Genomic DNA, 26632 nt, shown 5'->3' with positions numbered 1-26632 from the left:
TGGAGATGGCCAATAGGTGCCTCGACCAGGACGTGAGTTTGTTTCACACAGTAAAACTCTCGATTGTCTTTCGCCGCGATCTCTTTTCGTTTGTCATCCCGAAAGGACAAATAAAAGGTGCCACGCTCTAAGCGCTGAAGGCGCTGGGGGAGATGCGTTCTTGTTTTGACCCGAAGCGCCAGAGGCGCTTTGTCCTGTTAAGGGCATGGCTTTAGCCGTGCCGTATGGATATCCCACAGAGGCGCGGCTTTAGCCGCTGAGGGCATAGCCTCGGTACCTCAGCGGCTAAAGCCGCATGTATTTCAGTGCGGGGACGGGACGGCTAAAGCCGTCCCCTTAAGCAAGACATTCGCACCTGCGGTGCGAAGAGCGCTCGTTGAAACAACGAATCACCCCCGAGGCAAGATGCCTCTTCCGGGATACCCAGGGAAATGCAGATATGACTCTAAGAACATAGTGGTTGCAGAGGAGGCCACTCATGTGGCCTCCTTTTCTTTGCATGAGGAAGAACCTGTTTCGCTGGTGTGCAGTTTTGATTGCGGCATTGACCATCTCCGCGGCGGCGCAGACGTGGGACCCGCCGGTTGGCCGCCGTGTCATCTATAAGAAGGTGGATGGACGCGAGCTTGGGCTATGGATTCTTGAGCCGAAGGACGTTGGCGCGCGGGACTATGCCGCGGAGCGACCGGCCGTATTGCTGATTCACGGCGGTGGCTGGGTAAACGGCGCTCCCGGTGTGCACAACGATCAGGCGAAGGCGGTCGCCGCACATGGCGCGGTTGCGATTCTGCTGCAGTACCGTTTGCTTGCTCCTACGTCGCACGAGGAACCGCGCATCTGCGTTGAAGATACGAAGAGCGCGATGCGATGGATTCGCGCGCATGCAGCGGAACTCCATCTTGATCCGAAGAAGATTGCAGCAGGTGGAAGCTCTGCCGGTGGATACAACGCTGCGTATGCTGCCGTCGGAGCGGGGTGGGACGATTCGCAGGACGATCTGCGCGTCTCCGCGAGGCCGGATGCTTTGGTGCTGCTGAACCCGGCGCTCGATGTTCACTATGCAAGCAATCTGTTTCATCACGACGAAAAGCTTTCACCGATGAGTTATGTGAACAAAGACGCTCCGCCGATGTTGATCATGAGCGGCAGCGATGATCCGGTGATCCATGCGGATGTCCTGCGCAAATATGCCTCACAGTTGAAAGCCGCAGGCGCGCGGTGCGAGCTGCATATCTATCCCGGACAGGTGCACTCGTTCTATAAGAAGGAGCCGTATCTCTCCGAGACAAATGCGCTGATGGTGGAGTTTCTATACTCGCTGGGGTTTGTCTATCGATGATGGGTGGAGTTTGCGCTATAAGCGCTGAAAGCGCGTTCTATACCAGCCTGGGGCAACGCCCCAGGTCTCTTGGCCATTGAACGACAAAGGGCTGAAGGCCCGCTCTATAGTTCATTCGTCGATATTCCCCACCAATCTTGACCTCAGCGGCTAAAGCCGCGTTGCTTTCAGGCGTCTATATGGGACGGCTGAAGCCGTCCCCTTAAGCGAGGCATTCGCGCTAATGCGCGAACTGGAGCTGCGCTCGGATGTTCCTTCCAACACGTTCGTAGGGGATATCGGACGGTCTTTCCTTTCCAAGATGGAATTCTTCGGCTTCTACTAACTTGGGAACTATAGAGCGGGCCTTCAGCCCTTTAATACCTTGTGGGCACCTAACCTGGGGCGTTGCCCAGGCTGGTATAGGGCGCGCCTTCAGCGCTTACGTTGCCGGTTGCCCACGCTCGGGGACTTCAACGAACGTGTTCGCTGAGTGACTTGGGACGGCGGCGAAACATCATCACAACTGACGCCGGAACTCTGACGGAGTTGTGCCAATACGTTTCCGGAAGACACTTGCGAGATGCGACTGGCTGGAGAAACCGCATGCCGCGGCGATATCGATGAGCGGGCTTCCCGATGATGTCAACAGCGTCATCGCATGCTGGATGCGCATCTGCATGTGGTACTCATATGGCGTAACACCGGTAGTGACCTGGAACATGCGGAGGAAATGGGCTCTGCTGTAACCACACAGCTGAGCAAGATCGCCCAGCCGGATCCGCTCATGTAGGTTGGCGCGAAGCATCTCCGCGACCCGGCGGAAGATGTACGGCGGCAACGCAGAGATCTTCTCCCGATACGCTGAGGCTCTCTCCGCATGCAGTTCGAGGGAGCGGATCGCAAGCTCGTGTGTGAGCGAATCTACATAAAGCCGGCTGCTCGGAGCGCCACTCTGCAGGAGTGCGATGAGCCTTTCGAAGAGCTGGCGCAGCCGTCTGTCGTGGAGATTGGTGCGAATGTGCAGCGGGACCGCACGTCCGCTGAACTCTTCTTCCATGACCTGCTGCATGTACTCCGGCGTGAAGGCACAGTAGGCAAACTCCGCCGGCCCTTTCACCTTTACCTCCGTAATCCGGCCCGCCGGAAACAGCGTGATCGCGCCCTCTGACTTGACGATGCTTCTGAACCGGCCCAATGGTGTGCGTTGCTCGAACACCGTAGAACGCGCCAGATGCATGGAGACGATATGGGCATCCAGTTGAGCCTCGACCCGCTCTCCCGGCTCACAGACATACCGCTCCATCAACACCGGCTCAGGAAAATCGATTTCCCGGCTGGTGAACAGGACCCTCGAGGGTCCCGGAGAGATGACGGACGTCAGTGATTCATGAGAGGCTGTTATCGTCTGGGGCATGGGCAACAGGCCGTTCCTTCCAAAAGCGATCTACGTTAGATGATCTGATATCTGCTTTTGATTCAAAGAAATTAGCTCCAAACCAGAAGGCTCGCGGATGCGTCTTCCCATTGAGACTGCAGCCCGGGCATAAAGTCGCATGATTCTGTGAGACTCTCGCCAGACGCGCCCCATAAACTTTGCACTTGAGGGACCCCCATGTGGATTGTTCGCCTTGCGCTCCGACGACCCTACACCTTCGTGGTGCTGTCGCTGCTGCTGTTTATTCTTGGCCCGGTCATGATGATGCGGACGCCGGTCGATATCTTTCCGAATATCGATATCCCGGTGGTCTCTGTCATCTGGAACTACTCCGGCCTCTCGCCCGAGCAGTTAAGCGATCGCATCGTGGTGACGTTCGAGCGAAATCTGACCACCACGGTGAACGACATCGATCACACCGAATCGCAGACGCTGAATGGCGTCTCGGTCGTAAAGATCTTCTTTCACTCGAATGTGAACATTGCTCAGGCGGTGGCGCAGGTGACGGCAGTCTCCCAGACAGCGCTTCGCCTGTTCCCGCAGGGCACGACTCCTCCGCTTGTCATTCAGTACAGCGCATCGAGTGTTCCTGTCCTGCAGCTTGGCCTGTCGGGACAAGGGCTGACCGAACAGCAACTGAACGACTTCGGCCTGAACTTCATCCGTACGCAGCTCGCTACCGTGCAGGGAGCGCAGATGCCGTTCCCCTACGGCGGAAAGCAGCGCCAGGTTCAGGTCGATCTCGATACGCAGAAGATGCAGTCGTTCGGGGTATCGGCGGCGGATGTGGTAAACACCATCGCCCAGCAAAGCATTATCCTGCCGGCCGGCGATGTGAAGATGGGCCACCTGGATTACCAGGTGGAGACCAACAGCGCTCCCTCAACGATCGAGGGGCTGAACAATCTTCCCATCAAGACGGCTAACGGGGCCACCATCTACATCCGCGATATCGGCAACGTACGCGACGGGTTCCCGCCGCAGACCAATATCGTGCGTGTCGATGGCCAGCGCGCAACGCTCATGACCATCCAGAAGATCGGTAAGAGCTCCACGCTGGATATCATCTCCAACATCCGTGCCGCCTTGCCGGCTGTCCTGGCACAGTTGCCGCCGCAACTCAAAGTCAAGCCGATCGCCGATCAGTCGGTATTTGTCCGTGGGGCCATCAATGGGGTGGTTCGCGAGGCGATCATCGCCGCGGCGCTTACCGCCATCATGATCCTCGTCTTCCTGGGGAGCTGGCGCTCGACGATCATCATCGCGGTTTCGATTCCGCTCTCTATCATCTGTTCCCTGCTGATGCTCGCCGCCCTGGGTGAAACCATCAACATCATGACGCTGGGCGGACTCGCCCTTGCCGTCGGAATCCTGGTAGACGACGCGACCGTCGAGATCGAGAACATCAATCGCAATATCGAAGAAGGCAAGGAAGTCGAACAGGCGATTCTCGACGGCGCCGCCCAGATTGCAGTTCCGGCGTTTGTCTCCACGCTCTGCATCTGCATCGTCTTCGTGCCGATGTTCTTCCTCAGCGGAGTCGCGAGATACCTCTTCGTTCCCATGGCCGAGGCGGTGGTCTTCGCCATGCTGGCCTCCTACTTCCTCTCGCGAACCATCGTTCCCACGATGGCAAAGTACCTGCTGAAGCCGCACGAAGAGAGCGCACACAAAAAGAGATCGATCTTCACACGGTTGTCTGAGGCATTCGAGAGAGGATTCGAACACCTGCGCAGCGGCTACATGAAGCTGTTGCATCTGTGTGTTGATCATCGCGTCCCTGTCATGCTGGGTATGGTCGCGTTCTGGGCGATATCGATCGCACTGCTTTATCCCTTCCTGGGACAGGACTTCTTCCCCAATGTCGACGGCGGCCAGTTCAAGCTGCACCTCCGGGGCCATACCGGCACCCGAATTGAAGACACCGCGGCGCTCTGCGACCACGTGGAAGACTTGATCCGCCGGGAGATTCCGTCGGCTGAACTAACCTCGGTCATCGATAACATCGGGCTTCCCTACTCAGGACTGAATCTCAGCTACTCCAACTCTGCCCCGGTCGGCACAGCTGATGCGGACATCCTGGTCTCACTCTCGGAAGATCATCATCCCACCGGCGATTACACCAGGAAACTGCGCGAGAAGCTGCTGCAGCAGTTCCCCGCTGTCGAGTTCTACTATCTGCCGACCGACATGGTCAGCCAGATTCTCAACTTCGGCCTGCCTGCGCAGCTCGATATTCAGGTCGTTGGGCAGCAGGTCGCTCAGAACCGCCAGTTCGCGGAGACGTTGATGCGGGAGATCCGTCACGTCCCCGGAACCACCGATCTTCGCATCCAGCAGCCGTTCAATCTTCCTACCTGGAAGGTGAACGTCGATCGCACCCGCGCGCAGCAGGTTGGATACAGCGAACGCGACGTGGTGCAGAATGTACTGGTCGGCCTGAGCGGAAGCTTCCAGACCTCGCCGACGTTCTATCTGAATCCTCAGAATCACGTCAGCTATAACATCGCGGTGCAGACACCGGAATCGAAGGTGCAAAACCTCTCGGATCTGCAGAACTTCCCCATCGCGTTGAATGGAAGCGGCCGCGACCCGCAGATTCTGGGCAATCTTGCTTCTATCGAACGCGGGAGCGAACAAGGCACCGTAAGCCATTACAACGCCCGTCCTGTCATCGACATTGATGGCGCGGTGGAAGGCACTGACCTGGCGAGCGTCGCTAAGCGCATCAACCAGATCGTAGCGGAACACCAGAAAGAGCTCCCGCGCGGCTCCCAGATCTTTATCCGCGGACAGGTTCAAACGATGAAGGACTCGTTCGAAGGACTCATCTTCGGCCTGCTCTTCTCGGTTGTCCTTGTGTATGCGCTGATTGTCGTCAACTTCCAAAGCTGGCTCGATCCGTTCATCATCATCTCCGCATTGCCCGGCGCGCTTTGCGGTATCGTGTGGTTCCTCTTCCTGACGCACACCCATCTCAGCGTTCCTGCCCTGACCGGATCGATCATGTGCATGGGCGTCGCGACGGCCAACTCGATTCTGATGATCAGCTTCGCCAAGGATCAGATGATTGCGGGAGAGAACGCGCACGACGCCGCGCTGCAGGCAGGCTTCACACGCTTCCGGCCGGTCCTGATGACGGCCCTCGCCATGATGATCGGTATGGTGCCGATGGCTCTTGGCCTTGGAGACGGTGGCGAGCAGAACGCACCTCTTGGCCGCGCCGTCATCGGTGGCCTGCTGCTGGCGACCTTCGGAACGTTGACCTTCGTTCCAATGTTCTTCTCCTTCATGCATCGCAACGACAAGCCAGTGGTGGAAGCAACGCTGGACGAGAGTGAGATATGAGCGAATCAAAGCACAATGAAATCGGTGGCGGGCAGCATCCGGAGCAGATTCCCCAGCGAGGGAGCTCCCGCAACGTCGTCCTCGGTCTGATCCTCGTCCTGCTGCTGTTGGTGATTGGCGCCGTGGCGGGTGTGCTCACGCGCGGCAAAGACAACAAAGAGCTGGAGAGATACACCGCAGACAACGCCGCGCCCACCGTAGACCTGGTCGCTCCAAAGCGGCAAGGTGCGGGCAAAGAGATCGTTCTTCCAGGTAATATGCAGGCGTTTACGCTGGCGCCTATCTACGCCAGAACCAGCGGCTACGTTCGTTCGTGGACGCATGACATCGGTTCCCATGTAAAGCAGGGCGAGCTGCTTGCAGTCATCGAGACTCCGGAGCTCGACCAGCAGCTTGCACAGGCGAAGGCCGATCTGGAAAGCGCGAAGACGAATGCCAGTATCGCGAAGGTCACCTCGGATAGATATCAGGACCTGGTCTCCAGCAACGCCGTCTCGCAGCAGGATACCGACAGTGCAGTCAGCGTGACGCAGCAACGAAACGCCGCTGTGCAATCGGCCGAAGCGAATGTTCGCAGACTGCAGGAACTCGTCGGTTTTGAGCGCATCATCGCTCCCTTTGACGGAGTCATCACGGCTCGCAACCTGGATGTGGGACAACTGATCACGGCCACGGGAAGCACCGTGACCGCCGGCGCAGGAACTAACGTTGTCAGCCGGCAGGCCTTTGACCTGTCAGATATTCGCAAGCTGCGCGTCTTCGTGAACATTCCCCAGATGTACACGCCCGATGCTGCTGTTGGCATGACAGCCTCGCTGACACTGCCTCAGTATCCCGGAAAGACCTTCACCGGTAAGCTTGTGCGCACGGCAAGTGCCGTTGATCCTGGCACGCGGACCTTACTCGTGGAAGTAGATGTCGACAACAAAACCGGTGAGTTGCTGCCGGGGAGCTACACCGAAGTTCATCTGAAGTCGAGTGGCGAGATTCCGGTGCTGCTCATTCCTGTAACCGCGCTCATTCTTAACGCGGACGGACAACAGGTAGCCACCGTCGATGCGCAGAATAAGGTCCACATGGTGCAAGTCACCACCGGCCGTGACTTCGGAGCCAACGTAGAAGTGCTGAGCGGCCTGCGAGAAGACCAGAAGGTTGTCTCTAATCCTACAGACTCACTCGCTGAAGGCGATGTCGTTCGCGTTGTCGTGCCGAAGCAGAACAACGCGGGAGGCGCCAAGTGAAGCGCAGGGCAAGTCTCGCTGCCGCAGGAATGCTTGGCGCTGCCCTGGGTATGGGCGGCTGCAAGGTCGGCCCTGCCTACAAGGCGCCGGCGGTGCAGGCTCCTCCTGCTTACTCGGAGAACGGAGCTAATGGCGCGCCCAAGGGTAACTGGAGCGCCGCCACCCCAGCCGACGATAAGAGCCGCGGCCAGTGGTGGACGGTCTATGGCGACTCCACTCTGGACCAGTTGGAGGAACAGTGCGCGAATGCCAACCTGAGCATCGCCGCTGCCTCACAGGCATATGAACAGTCGCACGCGCTGGTGCAGAGCGTTCACTCGGCGCTCTTCCCTTCTGTGTCCATCGGAGCCTCGGCTACGCGCAACCGGATCTCGTCGTACAGGCCGCTGCGTCCGGTAACAGCTCCGAACTACTACTGGGACTTCCTGATCCCTCTCTCTATAAGCTGGGAGCCTGATATCTGGGGCCGTGTCCACCGCCAGATTGAGTCTGCCTCCGCCACGGCTCAGGCCTCGGCAGCGGACCTCGCGAACACGCGCCTCAGCCTGCAGGGAACGCTTGCAGCAACCTACTTCCAGATTCGCGGGATCGATCTGCAGACCAAGCTGCTGCAATCGACCGTGGATGCATACACAGAGACGCTGGGTCTGACAGAGAACCGACGCAAGGGCGGTCTGGCATCAGAGAGCGATGTCGAACAGGCGAAGACACAACTGGAACAGACACGCGCACAGTTGATCGATCTCGGCGTGCAGCGCGCAAAGCTGGAGCATGCGATCGCCGTTCTGATCGCCGTTCCGGCACAGGCCTACAAGCTTGCAGAAAAACCGTTAGCCGGTGATCCGCCCGCGGTTCCTGTCGGTATCCCCTCAGAGCTGTTGCAGCGCCGTCCGGACATCGCCACAGCCGAGCGCCGTGTCGCGGCAGCGAACGCACTGATCGGCGTTCAGAAAGCGGCGTACTACCCAAACATCACCCTGGGCGCGAACGGCGGCGTTGAAAGCAGCGACATCACCACGCTGATGAATACAGGCTCAACGCTGTGGAACGCAGGCCCTTCGGCAAGCGAGATTCTTTTCGATGCGGGCCGCAGGAAGGCAAATGTACAGGCTGCAGTGGCGCAGCGGGAACAGGCAGCGGCTCTCTACCAGCAGCAGGTCCTCTCGGCCTTCCGCGATGTGGAAGATCAGCTCTCGTCTCTGCGCATCCTTGCAGACGAAGCCCAGGTGCAGCAGCGCGCCGTCGCCAGCGCCGAGCGTTCGACTGAGCTCTCCATCCTTCGTTACAAGCGCGGCCTCGCACCTTACCTCGAGGTGCTGACCAACCAGACGATCCAACTTTCCAACGAGCGTGTCGCCGCCGGACTGGTCGCGGACAGAATCGTAGCGAGCGTCGGATTGCAGATCGCCATCGGCGGCGGCTGGAACTCAGTGCAACTGCCGAAGGATTAGGCAATACACTTGGGTGCCCCATCCATCGCGATAGCGATGGGTGGGAGATTCGAGCGAAGCCGTTCGCGCTACGCGCGAATGCCTTGCTTAAGGGCATGGCTTCAGCCATGCCGTACCAGCTCCCAAAAGAGGCGCGGCTTTAGCCGCTGAGGTCAAGATTAGGGCGCCTTCCCTCACTGTAGAACTATAGAGCGGGCCTTCAGCCCTTTAACGCTTTCTTGGCACCTAACCTGGGGCGCTGCCCCAGGCTGGTATAGAGCGCGCCTTCAGCGCTTATCCTACCTGGGTGCCCCACCCTCGCAACGCTAGGGTGGGTTCGGAATACCCTTAGAGCATTTCTCCTGTTGCTGGGTATCCCGATAGAGGAGCGCAGCGGCGTTTTCATTGCGGAAAACGCTCATAGACCGCCCTCGCGGAAGTCCTGATCTGTCTAAAACACCTCGCAGCCCCCTTTCACCTGACCGTCTTGCCGACGTAAACTCACAAGCTGGAACCAGAAATAATTCTGGTACTTGCCCTTATTGGCAGCATCAAAAACGTGGTTTGATGCGATTGCCGGCAAGAGCATTTTCCCTGTTGCTGAAGAAATACTTTATTGCTCGCTACGAGGTAGAAATACGCTATGGCAACGGCGCCATACATAATCCGGCCTCAGCTTGTCGAGCGTCGCGCTCGACTCCAGGCCGCTTCAGGATCGGTACCTGACGACTATCTTCGAGAGCTTCTTGCGGAAGTAGATACTGCTCTCGCGAAGATTGAGGTCGGACGTTACGGCTTGTGTGAGACATGTAATGACTCTATTGAAAAAGATCGGCTGGAGCTCGACCCTCTTTGCCGATTCTGTCTCGATCACCTGGACGACAAAGAACGGGCACAGCATCAAAAAGACCTTGATCTGGCAACACAGATCCAATTTCAGCTTTTGCCGCCGAGAAATCTCACACTGGAACGATGGGAGGCACAGTACCGCTACGAGCCTGTAGGGGCCGTGGGAGGCGACTACTGCGAGGTAAGCCTGCAGGGCGACGCCGCCAGTGGCAACCAGTGCCTCTTTTTCGCAGTTGGCGATGTGGCCGGCAAAGGAGTCGCGGCGTCCTTGCTGATGATGCACCTCAGCGCCATCTTTCGCAGCTTATTGTCGATGAACCTCTCACTTGCAGAGCTTGTCACAAGAGCGAACCGCCTCTTCTGCGAAAGCACTGGGCCGGCGCACTATGCAACCCTGGTGTGCGGTCGAGCTACCACGGACGGAATCGAGATATGCAACGCCGGGCACTGTCCGCCCCTCCTTCTGCTTCATCATGGAACCGAATGTCTGGATTCAAACGGTCTCCCCCTGGGTATCTCCCCCAGCGCTCAGTACACCGTGACGCAGCACGCTCCACGTGTCGGAGAGTGTCTCGTCTTTTACTCCGATGGCATCACCGAGGCCACGTGTCCATCGGGAGACGACTACCAGCATGAGCGTTTGATCCAGACCCTCAGACAACGGTTCCCGCACGGCGCACAAGCCATGTGTGATGCCGTGCTACACGATCTCGGACAATTCCGCGGAGCAACTCCAGCCGCTGATGATGTAACCCTTTTAGTCGTGCGGCGCCGCTAGTCTATTTTTCCTTAGGTATCGTGTAGGACTTTCGCAGCTATGGGCGCTTTCCGCGATGAAAACGCTCATAGATGCGGATCAGTTCACAGAGGTCTTCTTCAACGCAAACCACACGCTGGCGCTTGTAGAGGAAGGCATTTGGTGCGGCTCTCTCTCCGGAAACTGGATGTGGGTTGCACTCCAGCGGCAGCAGGACGGGTGGGAGATGTTACCGTGGGTACGCGCTGCTGCGTTCTCATAGCAGTTGCGATGGACGTCTGGGCTATTTGACCGTGCACTGGGTGCCCCATGTCCCTCGGGGACATGGGACGGTAGCGCGTAGCGCGAATGCCTTTTTGATTTGTCATTTCGTAGCGACCGAAGGAAGTGGAGAAATCTGCTTCTCTACCCATACCGTTCAAGACAACAACCGACTGCAGAACTATAGAGCGGGCCTTCAGCCCTTGTCATTTCATGTGCCAAGAAACCTGGGGCGTTGCCCCAGGCTGGTATAGAACGCGCCTTCAGCGCTTATATATCGACCACACGCCTCGCCTCGAGTTCCCAACGAACTCGTCGAAAGACCTACGTTCTTGCCTCGTAGACGATATTGAACGGCGTCTCCGTGGCCCGCCGGAAATGTGTGAACCCCGCGGTGCTCACCACGTCGCGAATTCGTGCCTCGCCGGCCTGTGCGCCAAGGCACATTCCGACCTCCTGTGATCGGGAGCAGGGCGTGCACAGGAGCGTCGAAAAGGAATAATAGACCCGGCCGACTGGATTCAAATTGTCTTTGAGTTCGTCGTTGGCAAAAGGCTCGACAATCATCCAGGTACCCCCTGGAGCCAGAGACTGCCGCACATGTTTGGCTGCCCCGATGGGGTCGCCCATATCGTGGAGGCAATCGAACACGGCGACAAAGTCGTAGTTGTTGCCAGGAAACTCTTTGGCTTTGGCCACCTCGAAGTGAACCCGATCGGACAGACCTTCCTTTTGCGCCTTTTCGCGCGCTGCTTCGACGGATTTGTCGTGGTAATCGAATCCAAAGAACTCCGATTTCGGAAAGGCTTTGGCCATCAGGATGGTTGATGATCCGATGCCACACCCAACGTCGGCGACCCGGGCTCCTTGTTCAAGCTTTGCCTGGACGCCCTGAAGTGCAGGAATCCAGGAGCTGACGAGATTCGCGGCATAGCCTGGCCGGAAGAACTTCTCGCACCCATGAAACACGCCATCAGCATGCTCATGCCAGCCCATGCCGGCCCCGGTGCGAAAAGATTCCGCGATTCGCGGCACGGCAGCCAACGAGCCTAGTGCCAGTTCGAAGGCGCCGGGCAGATACGCCGGACTATCCTCCATGGCGAGCGTGAACGCCTGTTCCGGACTGAGGCTGAACTGCTGAGTCGATGCGTCGTATGTGATGTATCCGCCTGCTGCCTGTGAAGCCAGCCATTCGCGCAGGTATCGCTCGTCTGTTCCCGTCTTTTTTGCCAGCTCAGCCGACGTTGCGGGTGCACCGGCAAGTGCCTTGTATAGCCCGAGCTTTTCGCCGATCACAACCATGCCGGCATGCACGGATGCACCCAGATCGTCGATGAATTTTCCCAAGAAGGCGTTTAGTTGATCCATATTGATGACAGGAGCCTGTGTCGTCGCCATAACAATCTCCTTTTTGCGATGAGAGATCGGGAGCAGTAGCGGTTTACTTCGGGGACCGTATTTCGAGGCCGTAATTGTGCGCCGCTTACATGGTGAAAATCAAGCTTTTGGGCAATTGAGGAACTCTTGAAATTCGGGCTCTTTTCGCCAGATATTTGGGAGTCCGTATCTCCCTAAAGGTGGGTGGTTAAAGCGCTGAAGGCCGGGGTCCCCAACGAACTTGTTTCGTTGGGGTGGAAAGGCGCGCTCCATACCAGCCTGGGGCAACGCCCCAGGTTTCAGTGCCCACAAGATGTTAAAGGGCTGAAGGCCCGCTCTATAGTTCCAAAGTAAAGGGCAAATTCGCCGACGCTCCCTAACCCTGCCCTCAGCGGCTGAAGCCGCGTTGCTCTCAGACTCCATATGGGACGGCTGAAAGCCGTCCCCTTAAGCAATACATTCGCGCGATGCGCGAACGAAGGCAAGAGCTACACCACCCCTGGCTTGGGGAGGCTGAACTGGAAAACCCCTAAGACAACCCCTCTCCTTCGGCCACCAACGGAAGCCACACTTGAAAACGTGTATCCCCAGGACAGGACTCAACATGGATCTCACCCTGGTGATTCCGGGCAATTCGTAGCGCCGTATCAAGCCCGAGTCCTGTTCCTTCGCCAATAGCCTTGGTCGTGAAAAACGGTTCGAAGATGTGCGACCGAATCTCCGCCGGAATACCTGGACCGTTGTCACCGATCTCGACGATGACCATCTCGCCTTGCACTAATGTCCGCAGGCGCAGCTCACCTTTGCCGGCCATCGCCTCAATGGCGTTGACGATAAGGTTCGTCCATACCTGGTTGAGCTGGCTTCCGAACGAGTTCACCAGCAGCGGAAGCGGCTGATAGTCGCGTACAACCGTAATCCCTTCCCTCACCTTGTGATCGAAGATCGCCAACGTCGATTCCAGGCTGCGGACGATATCGACATCCTGTACGGGCGCCTGATCCAGGTAGGTGTATTCCTTGACGGCGCCCACCAGTTCCGAGATGCGCGTGGTGCTGGCCACAATCGCGCGGGAGAGCACAGCAAGCTCCGCCGTCGCGGCCAGCCGCGTCACAGCCGCATGCACGGCGACGGGATCAAGCCTGAGCAGGATCGACCGCAACGCCTCCGGCTGGACCTGGCACCTTGCCAGTGCGGAAGAGGATTGCCAGGTCTCGTGCTCTCCCAGCGATTGCAACACCGATGCAATCTGGTCCTCCAGATCGCCCAGCGCCAGCGGATCAGGATCAAACCCCGGTACGAGGTGCTTCTCGAGCTGCACCAGGTCCAACCGCTGCTCCTCAGAGAGCGCGCACCGGCCAAGCTCAAAGGAAGCGAACTTCAGCCGGTCCAGATGCTCCTCTAATTGACTTGCAGCACGCGCAGCCGCAGCTGCCGGGTTGTTCAATTCATGCGCCAGACCTGCCGACAATCTTCCCAGAGAAAACAGCCGGTCTTTCTGCTGCTCGATGCGTGTGCCTTCCCTGATCCGGTCGGACATCATCGCAACCAGCCGCGCCGTAAACTCCGGCATCTTCGGAATCAGCTCCGAATACAACGAAGCAGGAAATCGCAACAGCCTTCCCTGGGTCAGCGCCAAACCGGTGACGGTGAACTCCTTCATGCGTGAGAAGGGATATACCCCAACGACATCGCCGGCAGGAGCAGGCAGTACAACCGTGTCACCGCCGAACGCTCCTCGCCACTGGAACTGTCCCTCCAGCAGCACAAACAGCCAGGCCGGAGGATCGCCTTGCCGCACGAACGGCTCTCCCGCCTGAAGATGAACCTCTTCCGTATGACCCAGGAACCACTCAAGCTGGTCATCAGGAAGGTTCGCGAAGGCAGAGACGCCACCCAGCACAGATCGGTCAAACACAGGAACCTCTTTCATGGGAAGAGAAACCGGAGCAAATCCATTCTCGATTCAGCCGTCCCGTACAAGCGCCCCAAAGACGGCGGCTTTAGCCGCTGAGATCGAGACAGTCGAGACGAGCCCCCTCTGCTATTCCGTACGAGTAGGACGGGGCTGGCCTGTTTCCCTCAGGTCCAGCCGGTAGCGGCACTTTCTGCGATGACCACCCTGATAAATAACGCAATCGGCAGGAACATCGACGATCTCGATGAATTTCGCTCCTGCACGCTCACAGGTGCGGCGTGATGGAATATTGTCCGGGTCACAGGTGATCCACAGTGGATCAATTCCCAATCCACGAGCGATACGCACTAAGAGACGCAAGGAGCGCGCTGCATAGCCATGACCGCGATATGCAGGCTCGACAAAATAGCCAACGTGCCCGGCATACCGTTCGACGTGCTCTCCAAAGCCTGCCCTCAGATTGATTCTCCCAACCTCGCCTCCCGTATTGAGATCAACCATGCGGAAGAAGTAGGTAGGCACTTTGTGAACCGGATGAGGCGATACCGTATCGAGCTCAAGGCCCAGAGAACCATCGATGAGCGAATGACCTTTTAACAGACTCCGCGGCGGCATCTGCTGATTATAGTTATCCGCGACGTTTGATGATCCGGTTAACCGCGCCCATATTGCCGACACCGATCCACTGGGTCACCGCCAGGTAAATCGCCCCGAACGTCCCCAGCACAGTCGGCCCAACCAGCAACGGCGCATGGAAAGGCAGAACCCGCTTAAGTCCCCAGCCGGCAACCGCAGCCATAATCGCAACCAGCCATAACTTAGCGGTCCGCGATCTGGACGAGGGAACGGCGCCGATCTGACGGTGCAGCGCCCGGCGCAGTAAAAGGAACTCCAGCCATCCGGCGATGCCGGCAGAAAGAGTCAGGCCCGCGCTGCCCCAACGCAGGTCGATGCCAATCAGAGGTGGCAATTTCAGCGCGCAAAGATACCCAAGGGCCAGCGTGAGCGTCACCCGAACCAGCGCAAATCTGAGCGGCGTGCGCGTGTTCCGAAGAGCATAAAAGGCAGAGGAATAAAGGCGTCCGGAAGTAGAGGCGAGCAAACCTACCGCGGACCCTGCCAGAATTGCCCAAACGAAGAGAACATCGCCACCCTGAAAATGGCCGGTGCGGTAGATGGTCGATACCACAACGTCTCCCAGCACAACAAACGCCACCGCGGACGGTATGACGAAGAACGCAATCTGTTGCAGCCCCTGCTTCAGGCGATTGCGAAGAGCCTCCGCAATCTCAGCCTGCGTGCCTAAAGCACTGGACATAGCCGGCAGCTCCGCCGCCGACACTGCCATTCCGAACAGGCTGACCGGCAGCGTGTAAAGCGTCTGCGCGTACCCCAGTGCAGCCACGGCTCCGGTGCCGAGAAAGCTGGCCAGCCAGGAGTCGATATAGGCGCTGATCTGGACAACGCCGCGGCTGAGAAAGACCGGGAAGAAGTTCTTCGCGACGGTGCGGACGTGTACCGTCGCCAGCTTGAGCTGCAGACGCAACGGCATCAGCAAGCGGATCACCGTCGGCAGCTGCACCACGAACTGCAACGCGCTGCCGACAACCGAGCCAATCGCGAGCAGCACGGACAGACGGGACTCGGAGTGATGACCGCCTCCCCAGAGCAGCGTTGCGATCAGGGCAACGTTCCACATCACCGGAGCAGCGTAAGACAACAGGAACCGGCGATGACTGTTCAGAATGCCAAGGCACCACGCAGAGAGCACCAGCAGCGCTGCACCGGGAAAGAGAATCTGTACCAGGTGAATGGTCAGCAGCCGTTTCTCACCATGAAAACCGGGCGCAATCAGGTCGATGAGCCACGGCGTAATCAGGACTCCGGCAACGACGAAGATCGTTCCAACGAACAGCAGAAGAGAAAAAATGGCCTCGGCCAGCTCGGAGGCCTCTTCGTGCCGATCCTCCGCATTCAGGCGCGCGTATACCGGGATAAACGACGCCGAAAGCACGCCCTCTCCGAAGAGATTTTGCAGGAAGTTCGGGATGCGAAATGCTGCGCGAAAGGCGTCGGCGGCGTCGGAGTTGCCGAAATAATGGGCAAAGATCCGGTCGCGGACTAATCCGACAACACGGCTGAGCAAAATGCCCGTGGCAACGGCCAGTGCGTGTGTCTTGGTGGAACTGCTGCGAACTTGTGTCTTCAAACCATGATTATAAAAACTCTTTGCTATTTCGTAATAAGAAGGACTTGCTTCTCCAACAGATCGCACCTCAGCGGCTAAAGCCGCATATCTTTCACCTTTGTATCGGCACGGCTGAAGCCGTGCCCTTAAGCACGACATCGCGCTACGCGCGAACGGATACAGGGCGGATCGTGCTCAGCTCCGTCCTCCCGTTGCGCGTAGCGCAACCATTTCGCACCGCAGGTGCGAATGCCTTGCTTGAGGGGACGGCTTTTAGCCGTACCGTATCAAGGTCAAAAGACATGCGGCTTTAGCCGCCGAGGGCAATGTATCGGAGAAGCAGATTTCTCCGCTGACGCTCCGAAATGACAAACAAAAGTATCCCGGGAGGAACGTGCAGCGGGTTCACTACGGAAAACGCCCATCGATGCGCAAACCTACACGACACCTACAGGAAAAATGCTCTATCGTTGACACGACCCGCGAGAGGTAAGACATGAAAATCCGTACTACATTGCTTGGTGGCGTTCTCGCTTGCTTCTCTGCGGGATTAGTTCACGCGCAGGCGTCAGCACCGCAAGTAAAAACCGCACAGGGCGAAGCCGTGGGTAAATGGATTCACGACGGCAAAGAGAAGGCCTTCCTCGGTTTGCCCTACGCCGCGCCTCCTGTGGGCAATCTTCGTTGGAAAGCTCCTGAGCCGCCCTCCGCATGGAGCGGCACTCGCGATGCGACGAAGTTCGGCCATCGCTGTCAGCAATGGCATATCTGGGACGATTACATCTTTACTGACGCCGGTCCTTCCGAAGACTGCCTCTATCTCAATGTCTACACACCTGCGGCGGCGAAGCAGGGCAGCAAACTCCCCGTCATGGTCTGGATCCACGGTGGAGGCTTCCTCGCCGGTGCAGCTTCTGAGCCGCGCTATACCAATCCCGCGCTCGTAGCAAAGGGTGTCATCGTCGTCACGCTGAACTACCGCCTGAACGTCTTCGGTTTCCTCGCCAGTGAAGACCTGGCCAGAGAACAGGGCGGCCACGCCGGTAACTATGGCTTTATGGATCAGGTGGCCGCACTGCGCTGGGTGAAGGCTAACATCGCAGCATTTGGCGGCGATGCAAACAACGTCACCATCTTCGGTGAAAGCGCCGGCTCCTTTGCGGTGAGCGCGCTCACCGTAGCGCCCTCGGCACGCGGACTCTTTCACAAAGTCATCGGAGAGAGCGGAGCCTTCTTCGGTAGCACCATTCCAATGACCGCGGCCAACGAACGCGCCAAACGCGATCAGGCTTTCGTCGCCGCACTCGGCGCAAACAATCTCGAAGAACTTCGCGCCCTACCCGCCGGCAAGATTCTGGAAGCCACACAGAAGCAGAGCGGCATCGGCTTCTCCGCCGTTGTCGACGGAGCCTTCCTTCCGGAGTCCCTGCCAGATGCCTACGCCGCAGGCCGGCAGACGCATGTGCCCTCCATCATCGGCTGGAATCGTGACGAACGCGCCGGCACGCTCTCCAAAGACATGACCGCTGAAAAATGGAAGGCCTACGCCAAAGAGCACTATGGCGCAAAGGCTGATGAGTTCCTCGCAGCTTTCCCGGCAAGCACCGACGAGCAGGCCATTCGCTCGGCGGACGACTTCACCACCAACGGCTTCATTGCCATGGGCGCATGGAGATGGGCCGAGGCGCAAAGTAAGACAGGACAGTCACCGGTCTATCGCTTCCGCTTCGACCGCCCTGCCCCGGCCGAGCCTCTGCACCCCACGGGCAAATACGCCTTCCACTCCACCGAGCTTGAGTATGTCTTCGGCACGCTCGACGTGCGCCAGGGAGCGACATGGCAGTCAGCCGACCGCAAGCTGAGCGATGAAGTCGTTATTTACTGGACCAACTTCGCTCGCACCGGCGACCCAAACGGCAACGGTCTACCGACGTGGCCCCGCTACGACAAAGAGAAGAAGCTGATTCACCTTGACGACCCGATAACGGTCACACTAGACACAACACATGCAGAATTCGAATTTCTTGCGAGCGAGCCGTCGCAGACGCGATAGTGGCTGCGATGAGCATCTTCGTTGCTCCGAATATATTTTGTTTGTCATTTCGTGGCGTCAGCGGGAAGATCTGCTTCTCCGATACCAAGCCCTCAGCGGCTAAAGCCGCGTGTGTTAGGCGCTTGTTCGGCACGGTTAAGGCCGTGCCCTTAAGCAAAGCATTCGCGCGAAGCGCGAAGAAAGACAATGCTTTTGTTTCGCATCGCTTCACGAGAAAACTTATTGAACCGTTGTGCGTAGCGCAACCAATCGCACCCAAGTGCGATTGTCTTGCTTGAGGGGACGGCTTTAGCCGTCCCGTACAACGTTCGAGAGACACGCGGCCTTAGCCGCTGAGGTTCAAATTCAATACGCCCGAACATCCATGCCGTACAAACACGAGGGCCGGACAGTCGTCCGGCCCTCGTTCTTCCTACTTGTCCGACATCGATGGCGGCGCCTCACCCGTATCCCAGTGCGTTGGTTTATCCGTCATCACCAGCTTCAACTCTCCGCCGGCAACAAGCTGTTCATGCGTGAACCACGAACGCTGATACGGCTTACCATTCCACGTCGCGCTCGCAATATAAATATTGCTCGACGACAGGTTCTCCGCCAGGACCGAGAACTGCTTGCCGTTACCCAGCGTGATCGTCGAACGCGGAAACGACGGCGAGCCGATCAGATAGACATCCTGCGCCGCGACCGGGAAGTAGCCCATACGGTTGAAGACATAGAACGAGCCCATCGCGCCCGAGTCATCGTTACCTGGCAACCCGGCCTTGCCGGAGTGATAGCTGGCATCGAGCACCGCATGAATCGTCTTCGCGGTGCTGCTCTGCTCGCCGATCCAGTTATAGAGATACGGCGTCAGGAAGCCGGGCTCATTGCCTACATCGTAACGATAGCGAAAGCGATGCTCTCCGGCCTCAGAGAAGAACAGGTCGAGCCGCTTCTTGAAGGCCGCATCGCCGCCGATCGTCTTGATCAGCTCACGCACATCCTGCGGTACATAAAGAGAGTAGGTCCAGGTGCTGGCCTCGTAGAAGTTATCCGTATACCAGGTGCCCACCAGGCGCGGATTGAACTGCGCCTTCCAGCTTCCATCCGCATGCTTCATCCAGATGAAGCCCTTGATGTCGCCGCCCTCGGTGTGGTCCACCGCTTCGGGATACCACAGCTTCTTCCAGTTGCTCGAGCGCTCCGCAAAGAGCTTCGCATCGGCATCGTGCTGCAGCCCCTTCGCCAGCAACGCTACAGCATAGTCGTTCGCCGCGTACTCCATTGAGCGTGAACCTGGACGGTCCGCTCCGCCGGCAGGGTCGGAGTGCTCGATTGAGAGATATCCCAGCTTCTTCCACTCGTCCATGTCACCGCGGCCGAAGCGAATGGGATCGGTCGACTCCACATCGGCGTCATGCCGCATGGCCTTGTACACACGCTCCCAGTCGAGGCCCGGAACATGCTTTAGATAGGCGTCGGTGAACATCATCTCTGCGTCAGAGCCGCCCTGCGTTCTTCCCGCGAAGTTGCCGGAGCGGCCATCGACGAAGAAACCGTCGTGGTCTTGAATCTCCAGCAGCGACTGCAGAATGCCGGCCACGCGCTTCGGCGCGATCAGAGTCAGCAGCGGCGTCGAAGAACGGAAGGTATCCCAGATGCAGTAGAAGTCGTCGTAGTACGGAAGAGTGCTCTTCCACAGCGGATTCTCACCAGTGCGATCCACCGGCATCAGCATGGAGTGATACAGCCCCGTGGCAAACTGCTGCCGCTCATCCGCTGTGCCGCCCTCCACCTTGGTCGTCGATAGCTCCTTGTCCCACGCCGCAACCACTGCCTTGCGTGTGCCGTCGAAGTCGAAGCCGGCAACCTCAGTCATCGCATTCTTCTTCGCCTGCTCGATCGAGACAAACGAAACACCCACCTTCACGATCACTGGCTTTGCGCCAGGGGCAAAGGTCAGATACGCTCCCGTGCTGACGATCGGCGCCGGAGGCTTCGGCAGCGTCTTCATCGTGAACGGCATCTTGTAGCTCGCCGTCTTCGCGCCATCCTGTGGAGCCTTGCCGTCCTCCCAGATGCCGCTGGTCACTGCAGGGGTATCGGTCACCAGGTAGAAGTACACCCGCATCGGCGTGGTCTGGATATTCCATCCGATCACTGAGTCCTGTTCGCCGGCGATCTCTGTCGGCGATAACACCTGCACCTCGGTCGAAGAAACGATCTGGCCTTCGTCATAACGATGAGGCGAATCATGCAGCTTCATCAGCAGATGGCCAACATCCACCAGCAACGTGCGCTGCTGCCCGTCAGGATATGTAAACCGATACACAGGCGTACGTCGCGCCGTCGTGATCTCCGCACGGATGCCCGTGTCACCTAGACCGACTGTGTAATAACCAACCTCGGCATGCTCATCCTTGCGCGGCACCGAGCTGTGCGCCGGATCAGCCTTACCCAACATCGGCTGCACCGAGATATTGCCATACTTCGGCCCACCGCCCGTCCCTGAAACATGCAGTTGTGAGAAGCCGTTCAGATTACCCGTAGCCGCCCATCCGGCGTTGCCCTGGTTGGTCCCATAGTCAGGTCCGGGTTTCGCCATGCCGAAGGGCAGCGTAGGCCCCACGAAAACATTCCCGCCTTTATCGGCGCCCAACATGGGATCGATCTCAGAAGCCTTCTGCGCCCACAACGCGGCAGACATACACGAAACAAAAACAAGAGTATTGCGGAAAAGATGTCGCATCACAGACGTCTTTTATACTCCACCTGCGTTAACGATGTCGCTATTGGATGGGATGGGTGGGAGCAGCGGCTATAGCCCTGACCCTTCCTTCCGAAGAAGATAAAGGCCCAGGGCTAAAAGGCCCGATCTATAGAGCCGCGCGCGACCGCCTTTTCTTACCTATGGGCGCCAAAATACATGGGAAGAAAAGCAGATTTCTCCGCTTCCTCCGACCGCTACGAAATGACAAACAAAAAGGCTGTTGAACTAGATATCCCATCAATGGATAACTAGAAGCCCCGCGTCATGCAGCTTGGCCGGTGTGGTCTTGAGTCTCAAACTGGAACATCCAAATCTCACATAGTCATCCATGATCTGAATGAGAGATGAGTCTGGGATTCCCAGCTTGTGCTCCAGAGTGTGAAGGATGGTCTCGAAACTGGAGATTGCCTTGCAAGAGATATCATCCGGCATCGTCTCTACGATCCAAGCAGTACAGTCATCCGGGCCTTCGTGAGCAAAGACCTGTTCGTTATGGAAGATCTGCAGCTCGTAATCGTGAGGGATATGGAGTCTCTCCATTATCTGGGTTAGTTTCGGGGATCTGCCGCTGGCATACCAGGGAGTAGCTGTTTTGCGAATTCTATTCTTTCGGGTCATAGGGGCCGCTTCCAGATTTGAAACAATGAGAAAAATGTTTATGTGTATCCGCTATAGTGCACTTATGTCTTGCCGTGCAGGAACGGAGGTTCGCGAGCTATTACTTGATAGCCGGCGTAACCTCAATCGTGTTGCGGACGGGAAAAGTGACGAGCTCCCTCGCCTGGCCCATCAGCAACGTAATGCCTTTGAACTGTGGCGATTGCATGTCGAACGCTGTATCGAGTGCAGCTCGAAGGAAACGGTGACTATCCTTCGCAACGAAATGCGTGGAACCAATGACTTCCCGCTCGGCAGCGCGATGAAAGTCGTATATCCATAGACTATGACGATGGTGACGGCCGCCTGCAATTTTGGTACCAGTGTGCGTCATGGTCACGGTCGCATCGGTAACACTTACACCGCCGCGACCCGTCAGGCTTGCTGCAAACGCTGCGGTCATATCATGCGCAAGAAGATGCCTCCCGCTTAGGAATGCCAGACTCAACGGGGGCAGTGCCAAGCCCTCGAGAATCTGTTTAATCAGGTTTGCCTTTCTTCGGTTCATGTATGACCTCCTGGCCTGCCGGTCATGCGCTACGGGGCGGGTGTTAGGGAGTATCGGCAGGTCAAAAATAATTGGCAAAGTATTTCACCGTGATAGCGCGATTTCACTGTGAAGTTACCGTGAAGATGCCGGCAAGTCGTTCGAATGAAAGCTCTTACATCTCGCGTTAAGTTCATCAACGTACGGCTGTTACTGCGACGAAGATTAGCGATAATTCATAAACACGGAATACATCTAATCGGCAAACAATCACCGGCGAATTTGTTCGCGCGAATGACAAACGACGCGGTGGGATATTCCGGGTCCTCAGTGGGCTTGGTTCGGTTGGGTGAACGGTTCGAGCTCTGGGCTGTCTCAGGTCCACCAAGCCATCGATGCACCTAGGGATGGGAGTCGTTGGGGGCTGCTCCCACCATCTTCGAACAATCTCTCACCTACGGGTTCACACGCCATGCGACCACGGAACTCGCGGACGCATCGCCGTCAAGATTACTCGTCTTAAGCAGAACTTCGAAGTGGGGCGACCTGTCGCCCGTCACCTTCGCCTGTTGCCAGAACTGCCTCAGACGCTCCTGGTTCGAGACAAACTCCCATGCACACGCCGTAGCCGCCATGGAGGTTCCTTCCAGGATCAGGATGTTGCCCGCTCCGCTGGGATTGGCCAGGTACGAGACCTTGCAGTAGACCGTACGGGTTCGCTCATTGGGGTCTGAGATCCATTCCGCGGCCTCTTCCGGCAACGGCTTTCGGTTCTCGATCCTGTAGATTCCCCGCTCCCAGTCTTTCTTCAGAATGAAGTTCATGCCGCCTTGGAACATCAAGCCCCATGGATTGGTCTCACTGCTCCCGATCAGCACAACGTTGCTCTGCTTCAGGTCGTTCGGCCTGACATCGCGCGCATAACGCAGCGACGGCTCGACGTTCTGCCCTCGCGCAACGTGCGAAAGCTTCTGGATGATCTCCAGATCCACCACGGAGGTGTAACGCCGCGCGAACACCGTCGATGCCAGGTGCTGCTCCGGACTGGAAGGCCCATCCTCCTTCCCATAGGGAAAGGTCAGATAGTCCGCCAAAGTGAGGTTGGTACGCTTGAACTCCTGCCACACGGCGAGGCTGCTATCGCTCGGCACCAGGATCGTCGGGCGCTGACTGCTGAAGATCTGGGGCCATAACCCGCGCTCCGTGGCGAGATTTCCACGGTGGGCGCGGTAGAACCAGATACCGGCAAGCGATAGCACCACAAACAGAGCAACCGCGGCGCCACCGATCCAGAGCATTCTTAGGCCTGAAGCAGCCTCTTTCTCCCAGGCATCGTCCCGGCTGTCGGCATCGTCCGCCGAGACATCCTCGATCTCCTGCTCCTCCGAGGGCACCCCCGCTTCTGCTGGACCGTGTCTCGGACCGTCTCCGGGAACACATTCTGGAACGCACAACTCAAAGCGAGGCTGATAGGCGCCGCGCGGAATTACCAGGCGGATCGTCTCCTCACGGCCTTCGTGCTGGTAATACGTCTCCAGCTTGCGGCGCAGACGGCTGGCATGGGATCGCACAATGCCGTCGATACTGGGGTCGTAGTCGGTCGGCAACTGGAAGACCGTCCGCCCGATGTCCTTCTCGTTAATCTCCGAGACCCTTCCCTGGATCTCGAGCTCGCAGATGTGCTGCAAAAAGCTCGAGAGGCGTTCCGATCGATGGAAGTCCTTCGAAGCAATAATCCGGCTGACCAATTCACGCTTCGCAAGCGGCGGCACTGCTTCGAGATCTGACACCGGGTGATCGACCTTTCCCTTGCCTGGCGATTACAGCCTGGCGATAACTGTTCGGCGATATCGCTATCCTACGCCAGCCCGTTAAATGACGGATACACGTCTATTTTGGTCGCAATAACGGGTGATTTAACATCGCACATCTCCTTGAAAACACAGGGCAAATTTTCTGTTTCGGTGAATTGTCTGGAAGTCTCGCAACCGAGACAGCTACGGTGTATCTGGTTGGCGGGCTGCGTTCCTGGTTCCCGTTCGCCCGCAGTCGCCGGCCACCCCTCTTTGGCTCACCGGCGCGTCCGATCGGCCAATCTGCCGCCGTTCTCGATATCTCGGACAAACCCCACTGTCCGATCAACAAGCTTCCATTGGGCCCTGGATAGTTCGCTATCTAGGGCATTTTTTTGGGGACGGAAACAGGCGCCTCTTATATTAACGAGCGGCACTCGTATTAACGAGCGGCACTCGACCTGTGCCGGATGCCTGACATAAATGGCTGGGGCCAGCAGGCTTCCCTCCATGCTCCCCCCCAACCGGGTACGCCGATTCGTCAGCCAACCTTGGCAGGCGTCAACAGGTCCGCAAGTCCGACCCTGTGCAGCATCTCCGCCCGCACACGATCGAGCACGCCGTTCACCACCTCGGCTCCATCCTGGGTCGGGTCGACATGGACACGGAACGGACGCTTACCGAACGGTGCATCGACAATCTTCACCACCGCCTCGCCGACCGCAGCGACATCGGCATCCTCCGGAACGATAGCCGCGAAGCCCTTCATCACCTCTTCGCCGAAGTTCTTATACGGCCCCGCCTCGTACTCCGCCGCCCGCTCCTGGTCGGCAGGTCGCCCGGAGTGCGCGAAGTGATTCGTCCCACCTGTAAACGCTCCCGGAACCACGATCGAGGTCTCGATGCCCCAGCGCGTCAGCTCGCGAGCATAGATCACCGCCAGCGCATCCATCCCCGCCTTCGCCGCAAAGTACGGCGCCAGATACGGAGGCGTGCCACCCGCGGCGCTGCTGCTGGAGATCCAGATCACCAGCCCCTTCCGCTGCTTGCGCAACTGCGGCAGCGCTGCCCGGTTCACACGCTGTGTGCTCAGCACATTTATGTCATACAGCTCCGCCAACTGCTCCTGTGTGAATGCCTCCGCAGGCCCGAAGACCATGTGACCGGCGTTATGGATCACCACATCCAGGCGCCCGTTCTCTGCCACGATCCTGGCGATGGCCGCATCGGCCGACTCCTGTGAGGCCACATCCAGCTCAATCGTCCTGAGGTCAGCTCCGTTCTCCTCAGAGAACGTCTTCGCCGCCTCCACCTGCGGTGCGTTGCGTCCGGCGGTGTCGCGCATGCTCGCGTAGACGGTGTGTCCTGCCTTGGCCAGAGCGCGCGCCATCAGCGCTCCAAACCCACTCGATGCTCCCGTGATCACAATAACGTTCTTCATCGCAGTTCCCTTTCTGTTCCTGTTGCGTTGGTGATGACCTGTACGTTATGGCCGCATCTCAGGCGAAGCCGCCATTCGCGCGAAGCACCTGTGCATTCACCCAGCCGCCGTCTGGTCCGGCAAGGAACGAGACAACGTTGGCGATATCCTCAGGCTGCCCTAACCGCTCCAGCGGAGCCAGCTTGCTGAGCTGCGCAATCTGCTCCTGCGTCTTGCCATTCAGAAACAGATCAGTTCCCGTCGGCCCCGGAGCCACCGCATTCACCGTGACGTTGCGTCCGCGCAGCTCATTCGCCAGCACCGGCACCAGGCCTTCTACACCGGCCTTCGACGCGATGTACGGTCCATAGGTCGGGAATGACTTCGCCAGCACACTCGACGAGAAGGCGATGATGCGGCCACCCTCCGCCACATGCTGCGCCGCCTGCGACAGCACCAGGAAGGCTCCGCGCAGATTGGTCTGGATCACCTTGTCGAAGGTCTCCACATCGCCCTTCGAGATTGGTGACAGAGGCATGATGCCGGCGTTGTTCACCACCACATCGACGTGTCCATAAGCCTCAATCGTCTTGTCGAACAACTGCTTCACATCGTCAGCGTTGCTCACATCCGCCTTCACTGCCAGAGCCTCGCCATCGCCATTGCGGATCTCGTTCACAACCTCCTGCGCTAGTTCACTGTTCCCCGCATAGTTCACTACCACTGCAAATCCATCGGCGGCCAGCCGCTTCGCGATCGTGCGGCCAATGCCGCGGGATGCTCCAGTAACAATTGCTGTCTTTGCCATGATCGTTCTCCTCTTCCAGGCAGCTTCGTTGCTCGAAGCTGACTTATGAATGAAGAATGCGCCGGCCCAGAATATAAATCCAATACATAGTGCGAATATCGAATATGTGTTTTGTGCATACCAAGATCTAAGCTGTATCGACAAATTCGTTCTGCTGTTTTGCTAGGATTTTTGGGCATTCCTAACCCACCCTAACTCCGTGAGGGTGGGCACCCGGCAGAGATGAGAAGCAGATTTCTCCGCTACGCTTCGAAATGACAAATCAAAAGGTGCCACCGCTCTGAGCGCTGAAGGCCGGGGTCCCCAATGAACTTGTTCATTGGGGTGGAAAGGCGCGCTCTATACCAGCCTGGGGCAACGGCCCCAGGTATCGGGCACATTGAGAGATCAAGGGCTGAAGAGTCTGTGTGAGAGAGGCATCATCTCTCTGGATGAGTGAGCCGTTGTTGGAGGATTTCATTGTTGAGTGTGGATGGGAGCTGTTTTAGTGGGATTTCTGGAGGATGTAGATGCGTTTGAGGTTGTAGGCGGTGGCGGCGG

Annotated in this window: 17 protein-coding genes; 7 read left to right on the top strand and 10 right to left on the bottom strand. The window is 58.0% G+C overall.

The genetic code is table 11. The annotated features are described in order from the left end of the window. Nucleotides 1-478 precede the first annotated feature (478 nt). On the top strand, nt 479-1339 hold the full coding sequence (locus AB4Y89_RS20765; RefSeq protein WP_442302853.1) for an alpha/beta hydrolase: 861 nt from the start codon (nt 479-481) through the stop codon (nt 1337-1339). A gap of 499 nt (nt 1340-1838) precedes the next feature. On the opposite strand, the gene AB4Y89_RS20760 is transcribed toward AB4Y89_RS20765, so the two are convergent. Further along, complete coding sequence (locus AB4Y89_RS20760; protein ID WP_442302852.1) at nt 1839-2735, bottom strand: helix-turn-helix domain-containing protein; 897 nt, start codon at nt 2733-2735, stop codon at nt 1839-1841. A gap of 198 nt (nt 2736-2933) precedes the next feature. Between AB4Y89_RS20760 and AB4Y89_RS20755 the strand changes: the two genes are divergently transcribed. From AB4Y89_RS20755 to AB4Y89_RS20735, 5 genes are all read left to right on the top strand, one after another. Continuing rightward, nucleotides 2934-6104, top strand: a complete 3171-nt coding sequence (locus AB4Y89_RS20755; RefSeq protein ID WP_442302851.1) for an efflux RND transporter permease subunit — start codon at nt 2934-2936, stop codon at nt 6102-6104. Beyond that, nucleotides 6101-7345 (top strand): efflux RND transporter periplasmic adaptor subunit, encoded by a 1245-nt coding sequence (locus AB4Y89_RS20750; protein WP_442302850.1) that lies wholly within the window; start codon nt 6101-6103, stop codon nt 7343-7345. The genes AB4Y89_RS20755 and AB4Y89_RS20750 overlap by 4 nt, the downstream gene beginning before the upstream one ends. Beyond that, nucleotides 7342-8796, top strand: coding sequence for an efflux transporter outer membrane subunit (locus AB4Y89_RS20745; protein ID WP_442302849.1), 1455 nt, complete (start codon nt 7342-7344; stop codon nt 8794-8796). The genes AB4Y89_RS20750 and AB4Y89_RS20745 overlap by 4 nt, the downstream gene beginning before the upstream one ends. A gap of 622 nt (nt 8797-9418) precedes the next feature. Continuing rightward, nucleotides 9419-10402, top strand: coding sequence for a SpoIIE family protein phosphatase (locus AB4Y89_RS20740; protein WP_442302848.1), 984 nt, complete (start codon nt 9419-9421; stop codon nt 10400-10402). Nucleotides 10403-10457: 55 nt separating this feature from the next. After that, nucleotides 10458-10643, top strand: coding sequence for a hypothetical protein (locus AB4Y89_RS20735; RefSeq protein WP_442302847.1), 186 nt, complete (start codon nt 10458-10460; stop codon nt 10641-10643). Between the two features lie 323 nt (nt 10644-10966). On the opposite strand, the gene AB4Y89_RS20730 is transcribed toward AB4Y89_RS20735, so the two are convergent. The 4 genes from AB4Y89_RS20730 to murJ form a co-directional block, all read right to left on the bottom strand. After that, nucleotides 10967-12040, bottom strand: coding sequence for a class I SAM-dependent methyltransferase (locus AB4Y89_RS20730; RefSeq protein ID WP_442302846.1), 1074 nt, complete (start codon nt 12038-12040; stop codon nt 10967-10969). Nucleotides 12041-12548: 508 nt separating this feature from the next. After that, entirely contained in the window at nt 12549-13937 is a 1389-nt protein-coding gene (locus AB4Y89_RS20725; protein WP_442302845.1) for an ATP-binding protein, read from the bottom strand. Between the two features lie 126 nt (nt 13938-14063). Further along, the gene (locus tag AB4Y89_RS20720) at nt 14064-14552 is read right to left on the bottom strand and encodes a GNAT family N-acetyltransferase (RefSeq protein WP_442302844.1); all 489 of its coding nucleotides are present in this window, start codon (nt 14550-14552) and stop codon (nt 14064-14066) included. A gap of 13 nt (nt 14553-14565) precedes the next feature. Then, a complete protein-coding gene (gene murJ / locus AB4Y89_RS20715) occupies nt 14566-16146 on the bottom strand; it encodes a murein biosynthesis integral membrane protein MurJ (RefSeq protein ID WP_442302843.1) in 1581 nt (526 codons plus the stop codon). 475 nt (nt 16147-16621) lie between these two features. On the opposite strand from murJ, the gene AB4Y89_RS20710 reads away from it, so the two are divergent. Then, nucleotides 16622-18178: a carboxylesterase/lipase family protein gene (locus tag AB4Y89_RS20710; protein WP_442302842.1), complete on the top strand. Its 1557-nt coding sequence runs from the start codon at nt 16622-16624 to the stop codon at nt 18176-18178. Between the two features lie 412 nt (nt 18179-18590). Here the strand turns inward: AB4Y89_RS20710 and AB4Y89_RS20705 are convergent, their stop codons facing one another. The 5 genes from AB4Y89_RS20705 to AB4Y89_RS20685 form a co-directional block, all read right to left on the bottom strand. After that, on the bottom strand, nt 18591-20864 hold the full coding sequence (locus AB4Y89_RS20705) for a GH92 family glycosyl hydrolase (protein ID WP_442302841.1): 2274 nt from the start codon (nt 20862-20864) through the stop codon (nt 18591-18593). Between the two features lie 781 nt (nt 20865-21645). Further along, the gene (locus tag AB4Y89_RS20700) at nt 21646-22092 is read right to left on the bottom strand and encodes a hypothetical protein (RefSeq protein WP_442302840.1); all 447 of its coding nucleotides are present in this window, start codon (nt 22090-22092) and stop codon (nt 21646-21648) included. 434 nt (nt 22093-22526) lie between these two features. Further along, nucleotides 22527-23861, bottom strand: a complete 1335-nt coding sequence (locus tag AB4Y89_RS20695) for a hypothetical protein (RefSeq protein ID WP_442302839.1) — start codon at nt 23859-23861, stop codon at nt 22527-22529. A 544-nt stretch (nt 23862-24405) separates the two neighbouring features. Then, nucleotides 24406-25305 (bottom strand): SDR family oxidoreductase, encoded by a 900-nt coding sequence (locus AB4Y89_RS20690; protein WP_442302838.1) that lies wholly within the window; start codon nt 25303-25305, stop codon nt 24406-24408. A 58-nt stretch (nt 25306-25363) separates the two neighbouring features. Continuing rightward, nucleotides 25364-26092 carry an SDR family oxidoreductase gene (locus tag AB4Y89_RS20685; RefSeq protein ID WP_442302837.1) on the bottom strand — a complete coding sequence of 243 codons (729 nt, stop codon included), beginning with the start codon at nt 26090-26092 and terminating at the stop codon, nt 25364-25366. Nucleotides 26093-26632: the final 540 nt, after the last annotated feature.

It is taken from the genome of Terriglobus sp. 2YAB30_2, from assembly GCF_052114765.1.
GTDB lineage: Bacteria > Acidobacteriota > Terriglobia > Terriglobales > Acidobacteriaceae > Terriglobus.
Note: the sequence above shows the minus strand (reverse complement) of the source record. Positions and strands in the feature narration are given on the sequence as shown.

What these genes read in the sequence shown, in the direction of transcription:
- AB4Y89_RS20710 (WP_442302842.1), top strand. Translation starts at nt 16,622, where the DNA reads ATGAAAATCCGTACTACATTGCTTGGTGGCGTTCTCGCTTGCTTCTCT.
- AB4Y89_RS20765 (WP_442302853.1), top strand. Translation starts at nt 479, where the DNA reads ATGTGGCCTCCTTTTCTTTGCATGAGGAAGAACCTGTTTCGCTGGTGT.
- AB4Y89_RS20755 (WP_442302851.1), top strand. Translation starts at nt 2,934, where the DNA reads ATGTGGATTGTTCGCCTTGCGCTCCGACGACCCTACACCTTCGTGGTG.
- AB4Y89_RS20760 (WP_442302852.1), bottom strand. Translation starts at nt 2,735, where the DNA reads ATGCCCCAGACGATAACAGCCTCTCATGAATCACTGACGTCCGTCATC.
- AB4Y89_RS20720 (WP_442302844.1), bottom strand. Translation starts at nt 14,552, where the DNA reads ATGCCGCCGCGGAGTCTGTTAAAAGGTCATTCGCTCATCGATGGTTCT.
- AB4Y89_RS20685 (WP_442302837.1), bottom strand. Translation starts at nt 26,092, where the DNA reads ATGGCAAAGACAGCAATTGTTACTGGAGCATCCCGCGGCATTGGCCGC.
- AB4Y89_RS20750 (WP_442302850.1), top strand. Translation starts at nt 6,101, where the DNA reads ATGAGCGAATCAAAGCACAATGAAATCGGTGGCGGGCAGCATCCGGAG.
- AB4Y89_RS20740 (WP_442302848.1), top strand. Translation starts at nt 9,419, where the DNA reads ATGGCAACGGCGCCATACATAATCCGGCCTCAGCTTGTCGAGCGTCGC.
- AB4Y89_RS20705 (WP_442302841.1), bottom strand. Translation starts at nt 20,864, where the DNA reads ATGTCTGCCGCGTTGTGGGCGCAGAAGGCTTCTGAGATCGATCCCATG.
- AB4Y89_RS20735 (WP_442302847.1), top strand. Translation starts at nt 10,458, where the DNA reads ATGAAAACGCTCATAGATGCGGATCAGTTCACAGAGGTCTTCTTCAAC.
- AB4Y89_RS20690 (WP_442302838.1), bottom strand. Translation starts at nt 25,305, where the DNA reads ATGAAGAACGTTATTGTGATCACGGGAGCATCGAGTGGGTTTGGAGCG.
- AB4Y89_RS20700 (WP_442302840.1), bottom strand. Translation starts at nt 22,092, where the DNA reads ATGAACCGAAGAAAGGCAAACCTGATTAAACAGATTCTCGAGGGCTTG.
- AB4Y89_RS20730 (WP_442302846.1), bottom strand. Translation starts at nt 12,040, where the DNA reads ATGGCGACGACACAGGCTCCTGTCATCAATATGGATCAACTAAACGCC.